We start from the raw sequence: 5,778 nt of genomic DNA on the forward strand, positions 1-5,778 counted from the left end.
AATAATGTTGGAAGTGACACCGTAGTGGTGTCACCCCAACATTTATTATAGAGCCCTTTTATTTGCTAATTTTGGTTAGCGTAGTTTAGATAACATAATTTAACTTAACATGACATAACATAACATAACATTATTTCTGATTGAATTACTTATTTTACGGAAACACTTCGGAGTTGTTTATATAGTTAGAATACAAGGCTAAATTAGAATTATTCTTATAATGAATGCTACCTATCTAATAAAAGTAATCTACAAATTTCAATTTAAATGATAAAATATATTAAGTAAAATTGGCGTTTCAAGAATTATGTTAGAGAGGTTTAAGATGAATCAAGTGGAAACGAAACAGTATAAGAGTATTTACCATATCTTTATATGGATTGCAGTATTTTCTTTAATTATGATCGGTTTGTTGGAATGGGGGTACATTGAGAGTGGTCGTGCCTTTGGTAACTATAAAGTATATACAGGCCTTGTACCTTGGTGCGCGTGGATTGTGATGACTTATTTGGCAACGCGCCCTAAATGGTTTACTAGTCGTTATAACTTAGGTGAAATGTTCAAGATTCACCGTGCATTAGGTATTGCTTCTGTAGCTGTTATTGCATTTCATTTATATCTCTATTTTGGTAAAGCTGCTAAATCCGTTCTCGGTTGGTGGGGTGGCTATGTAGCCCTTACTTCCTTCAGTATTGGTACAATCTCGGGCCTTGCATTTTTAACTCCAAAACTTAGAAAAGTAACTGCATCTAGCCGTAATGTTGGTATTTGGCTGCATCGTTTCAACTTAGTTGCATTGGTAGCTGCTTCCGTTCATATTCATGGCTTTAAACGTATCTCCAAAATGGTACCATTCCTTCCTGTGTTTGATATCATCACATATGGCCTTGTTATCTACTGCATCTACTTGATGTTTAAAAAGAAATAATAAGATACATACAAATCCCTTCTGTATTATACAGAAGGGATTTTTTCGTTATATTTTTATTGTTTAGGGAATTAAATAGGCCATATTATTAGTTAAAGGTATATATGATTGTGAGATTGATATACATTTTCTCTTTACTCTATTAATGAAAGTTGTTATTATTTCTGTGTTATGTATGATAATGATAATTAAGTTCATATATTCATTATCTACTCATTTTATTTTTTCTTATTTTTAGTGTGTGAGGTTTGTTATGATGAAATGTAAAATGACTAGTGTTTTTGCAGTAGCAGCTGTGATGGGTGTAGCTACAGCTTTTGCTGTTAACCCGTTTTCCGATGTGCCGTCCGATAGCTGGGCTTACCAAGCTGTAGATCAATTAGCTACAGCTGGTATTATCAATGGTTATCCAGATGGTACTTTCAAAGGTCAAAATAACATTACTCGTTACGAAATGGCTCAAATGATTGCAAAAGGCATGGCTAATCAAGATCGTGCAAATGCTGAACAACAAGCATTGTTGAATCGTTTGGCAGAGGAATTTTCTAATGAGTTGAATACACTTGGTGTACGTGTAGCTAAATTGGAAGACCGCGTAGGCAATGTAAAGGTTACTGGTGATGCTCGTATCAACTACATCGGTAGAGAGGGGATCGATGGTTACGATTACGAAGATAAAACCACTGCTCGTGTACGTTTAGGTATCGATGCGAAGGTTAATAAAAACACCTCCGTGAAAGCTCGTATTACGACAGGCTCTATTGAACTAGGTGATAGTGCTAAAGCAGTAGAGCCTAATTGGGATTTGATTTATGTAGAGCACAAGTTTGGTAAAAATGTTGTAGTAGACGCCGGTCGTTACAGTCAAAAATTTGGTAGTGGCTTGATTTATAGCTCCAACTTTGATGGTGTAGGCGCTACAGCGAAGCTAGGTAAAAAGGTTACATTAAATGGTGCATATGGTTATATGACTGCAGGCCGTTTTTCTAAGACTAGCAGAGAAGATAACGGTGATGTAGGTCTTATCAATGCCAATGTAGCGGTTAATGATCACTTTGGCTTCGGCGGTATGTTCGCGCATGTTGGTACTGCAAACGTTCGTATGGGCAATGGCTTGAAAAACAATGATTTTGATAATGTATATGGTTTCAATGCACATTACAATGTTGGTAAATTTGCCGTTGAAGGGGAATGGGTAAAAGCATCTGGCTTGAGTGATTCCGATGTTTGGAATGTAGGCGCTAAATGGGGCGATTATAAAATTAACAAGAAGAACTCTTGGGCTGTACGTTTAGATTACTTTGATCAAGCTAAAAATGCTCCAGTATTTAAAACGCAAAAATATGAATCTAATGATTTATTGAAGAAAACACGGTATGAAGGTTATAAAGCATGGCTATTAGGTGCATCTTACGCACCAGAGAAAAATATTGGTATTAATGCATACTATGGCTTCCATACGAAAACACAAGACGGTAATCGTGTAAATGATTTCTACCGTGCAGACCTCAACTTCAAATTCTAGTTCTAATTTTAGGATGGATCTGGATTTAATAACTAATTAGTTTTAAGTTCTAAGTAGAATGCTATGTGGATTGAAATTGTTAGCATGCTACATTAGACCAACTAGATATATACGGGTAGTTTGTATAAGACATAGAGAGGTTTATATGGCAGAAGTAGTAAAAAAACAGTTTAAGAGTAAATACCATATTTTAATATGGATTGCGGTATTGTCCTTAGCCTTTATGGGGATGCTTGAATACGGTTATTTAAGCATTGGTAAAGGTCCTTGGCTCTGGAAACGTCATCTTGGACTCGTACCTTATATATCTTGGCTGGTGCTAACGTATATCGCGACTAGACCAAAATGGTTTATAAAACGATATAATCCTGCGGAGATGTACCAAGTGCATCGTATTGTCGGTATTGTTAGCGTTGTGATGGTTTGTATTCATTGGTACGTCTATTTCCTTAAGGCCTTAAACAAACCAATGACATTCTGGACTGGTTATGTATCTACGGCAGCGATGCTCATCGCATTAGTATTTGGGGTTTTATATCTAACTACTTGGATTGGTAACATGTCTAAATCCGTTTCTCGTAATACTAAGATTTGGATTCATCGTTTAAATTTAGTGGCTATCGTGGCAGCCAATCTTCATATCCATAGCTTTGGTCGACTCGCTAAAATGGTTCCATTTATGCCTGCTATTGATGTGTTTACCTATGCAGTGGTGATTTATTACATCTATTGGATGTTTAAACAAAAATAATAGGACGTAAACGTTATCTTTGATCTCCTGAAATGGAGATAATTATAGGGTGAAAAGACCATCTCTAAACCTTTTATAGGAAGAGATGGTCTTTTTTTGTTCTTTACGATACAATAGAAATATAAGTATATATTCTACGGATTTGTGTAAGTATATGCTGTTTGTTATTGTTAAGAAAGAAGGTCATTATGGATTCTTCTTGGAAACGAATTATATATTTAATCTGCACCATACAGGTTGGTGGCGGTATAACCATTATAGGGGTAGTTTCGTTTATTCCATTGTTTTTGGCTGAGCTAGGACTTCATGATCAAGGACAGGCGGCTATGTGGGCAGGGATCGTATCTGGGGTTACACCTTTAATGGTAGCACTTAGTGCACCTTATTGGTCTCGTAAGGCAAATCAATGGGGCCCTCGTAAGGTGATGATGCTCATATTGTTTATCTTGATGATTACTGTTGGAGCTTGTGCTTTTACACAGACGCCAATGCAATTATTGATTCTACGTATTTTGCAAGGTGTTGTGGGTGGTTATGTGCCGATAGGATTAGCTATTATTGTCCTTATAACACCTGAGAATAAAGTGCCTTGGGCGATGGGCTTATACCAAGCGTCTATGGTTATGGGGCTCGTCTTTGGACCGCTCATGGGTGGTCTTGTGGCTGACTTCTTAGGTTATCGTGCACCATTTTTCGTATTTGCTGCATTGACTGGGATTTGTATGTTAGGGATTTATTTCTTAATGCCCAATTTACAGTTCAAACATAAGGTGGATGAAAGTGTATCAGAAATTTCGCTGATTAAATATTTTTTATCTATACCTCGTGTACGTCTCCTTGTAGGAATGCTATTCTTGTGTAATTTTGGTATTACCGGTATAGGTCCTATTTTACCGTTATATATTAAGCACTATATGCATATGAGCGACGAGTTTGTGGCGACTATTGTTGGTATTATTATCTTCGGTGCTGGTGTATTCAGTGCCTTAGCATCGATTTCAATTAGTAAGGTAACTAGATGTGTGACTATGCCTCGTATAGTATTTACTGCTACGTGGGCGGTGGGGACCTTGTTTATACTTCAATATATGATGCCTAGTATATGGGGCCTTGGTATATTCCGTGCCATTGCAGGCTTTTTCATGGGGTTCGTTACCCCTATTGCTAATACGCTCATATCTAAGGCGGTTCCTGTTGAGCGACGAGGCATTGTGTTTGGTGCTGTATCGAGTGTAGCTATGATGGGCAATGTGTTGGGTCCTGTTATTAGTGGTATGATTGCTCGTACTTTTGGTTATGGTGCTGTATTCTGGACTACGGCAGCCATATTCTTTGTAGCAGCGCTATTTATTTATCGTAATTTAGTGATTCCTAGTGAAAGTGACGTATCGCAATTAAGTGATTCTTAGTGAAAGCAACGGACCGCAATTAAGTGATTCTGAGTGAAAGCAAAGCATCGTAATTTAGGGACTTTCACAATTACATACAATTAAATATAATTAGTAATATAGGTAACAGAAGCTAATGAGAGGGGTTGGTTTGTGTTGTGGTTGTACGGTGGTGGTCCGTACGATGTTGAGAGATGAGAGTGTATAGTTATGCTATTAAAACAGTTAGAGTATTTTGTGTGTGTAGTAGACAATAATAGTTTTACCCAAGCGGCAACTGAGCAGTATGTGTCCCAGTCTGCAATTTCACAACAAATTAAAGCGCTTGAAAATAGTCTTGGTGTTGAATTGATGGTACGGGAGAAACGCAGCTTTCACCTAACACCTGCAGGGCAATATTTATATCGATCTGGTAAAAAGTTACTAGAACGATTTCATGATGTTAAGGTGGAAACGACACGCATTGGTACTGATGCGCGAGTGAGTTTGCGCATTGGCTATTTGAATCGGTATAGTGGTATTGCGATGCAACAGACTGTAATTCGTATGGCAAAGCGCTATAAGAATCTAGATATTCGTATGTATAGCGGCAGTCATGAAGAATTATATGGTATGTTACAAGATCGTCGTGTAGATGTAGCATTTAATGATCAATGGCAAGTTTTATCTGATGATTATGAAAGCCAATTGATCGATAAAGCCACTACTATCATCGAGGTTCCACAAGGCTACACGGATGCAGGTAGTGTGGAGCTGAAGACCATTGATGATTTGCCGCTGATTTTAGTGTGTCGCGGTAAATATACTTTGACGGAAGAAGACCATTATCGAAAGGCAATGGGCTATAGTGGTGCCTTTGCGTATGCCCGAACGTTAGAAGAGGCTCGATATTTAGTGGCTGGACAACAAGGTTTATTATTGTTAGATCGCTTTAAATACCTAACAGATGCACTGCCAGGAATTGAGAGAAAGGTTCTTACAAACCATGGTAAGACTATGGAACGTCATTATTATTTCGTATCTCATAGGAATCAGGATAACACCTATGTAGAGGCCTTTAAGGACATGTTTATACAAGTATTAGATGAATTCTAAATTCGAATTAAAATATGAATTCTAAAACCAAATAAGGGCTTATAGGACAAAAAGTGTGTGTAAAAACCCTTATAACACTAGATATTTACTA

At 37.4% G+C, this 5,778-nt stretch carries 5 protein-coding genes; all 5 read left to right on the plus strand.

The window, feature by feature from the left end; genetic code table 11:
• Positions 1–325: 325 nt before the first annotated feature.
• The 5 genes from RYM16_RS08625 to RYM16_RS08645 all read left to right on the plus strand — a co-directional run bounded on the left by RYM16_RS08625 (position 326) and on the right by RYM16_RS08645 (position 5,687).
• On the plus strand, positions 326–928 hold the full coding sequence (locus RYM16_RS08625) for a hypothetical protein (RefSeq protein WP_105081541.1): 603 nt from the start codon (positions 326–328) through the stop codon (positions 926–928).
• A gap of 253 nt (positions 929–1,181) precedes the next feature.
• Positions 1,182–2,453 carry a putative porin gene (locus RYM16_RS08630; RefSeq protein ID WP_314983342.1) on the plus strand — a complete coding sequence of 424 codons (1,272 nt, stop codon included), beginning with the start codon at positions 1,182–1,184 and terminating at the stop codon, positions 2,451–2,453.
• 145 nt (positions 2,454–2,598) lie between these two features.
• The gene (locus tag RYM16_RS08635) at positions 2,599–3,204 is read left to right on the plus strand and encodes a hypothetical protein (protein ID WP_314983343.1); all 606 of its coding nucleotides are present in this window, start codon (positions 2,599–2,601) and stop codon (positions 3,202–3,204) included.
• Between the two features lie 188 nt (positions 3,205–3,392).
• Positions 3,393–4,613 (plus strand): MFS transporter, encoded by a 1,221-nt coding sequence (locus RYM16_RS08640; protein ID WP_287292997.1) that lies wholly within the window; start codon positions 3,393–3,395, stop codon positions 4,611–4,613.
• 189 nt (positions 4,614–4,802) lie between these two features.
• Positions 4,803–5,687: a LysR family transcriptional regulator gene (locus tag RYM16_RS08645; protein ID WP_314983344.1), complete on the plus strand. Its 885-nt coding sequence runs from the start codon at positions 4,803–4,805 to the stop codon at positions 5,685–5,687.
• Positions 5,688–5,778: the final 91 nt, after the last annotated feature.

The organism is uncultured Veillonella sp. (genome assembly GCF_963524655.1).
Taxonomy (GTDB): domain Bacteria; phylum Bacillota; class Negativicutes; order Veillonellales; family Veillonellaceae; genus Veillonella.

What these genes read in the sequence shown, in the direction of transcription:
- RYM16_RS08645 (WP_314983344.1), top strand. Translation starts at nt 4,803, where the DNA reads ATGCTATTAAAACAGTTAGAGTATTTTGTGTGTGTAGTAGACAATAAT.
- RYM16_RS08640 (WP_287292997.1), top strand. Translation starts at nt 3,393, where the DNA reads ATGGATTCTTCTTGGAAACGAATTATATATTTAATCTGCACCATACAG.
- RYM16_RS08625 (WP_105081541.1), top strand. Translation starts at nt 326, where the DNA reads ATGAATCAAGTGGAAACGAAACAGTATAAGAGTATTTACCATATCTTT.
- RYM16_RS08630 (WP_314983342.1), top strand. Translation starts at nt 1,182, where the DNA reads ATGATGAAATGTAAAATGACTAGTGTTTTTGCAGTAGCAGCTGTGATG.
- RYM16_RS08635 (WP_314983343.1), top strand. Translation starts at nt 2,599, where the DNA reads ATGGCAGAAGTAGTAAAAAAACAGTTTAAGAGTAAATACCATATTTTA.